The organism is Photorhabdus africana, from assembly GCF_035181445.1.
In the GTDB taxonomy this organism is placed as follows: domain Bacteria; phylum Pseudomonadota; class Gammaproteobacteria; order Enterobacterales; family Enterobacteriaceae; genus Photorhabdus; species Photorhabdus laumondii.
The window spans coordinates 1-292 of sequence record NZ_JAXBVE010000239.1; the positions used below are offsets into that span (position 1 = coordinate 1).

Sequence of the window (292 nt, forward strand, 5' to 3'; positions counted from 1 at the left end):
TTTAATTAATAAATCGCTCAATCGCTCCTTTTCAATCGAAAAATTTAGGGTATATGGCAAACTCCTGTTGTTTCAAACCAGTTGCTTCGCGTATTGCTTTAACATCAATTTTGGTGAAAGTGTGAATATGTTCCTGTTTTGGCATCAGCTTACTTTTTTAATTTTCACCATTTCCTCTGCTTCGGCTAGCTAGGGAGAGATCTCACATTTTTAATGATTAATGAGCTTCAATTAAATAAAATTAACATCCTTTTAAAAAATTGTACTTATAGTTAAATCCGTCTTTTATATA

Annotated in this window: 1 pseudogene; it reads right to left on the reverse strand. The window is 31.2% G+C overall.

The features are described 5' to 3' along the window. Positions 1–55 precede the first annotated feature (55 nt). Positions 56–171, reverse strand: a pseudogene (locus tag SLS51_RS23575) (helix-turn-helix domain-containing protein); the annotation flags it as partial. Positions 172–292: the final 121 nt, after the last annotated feature.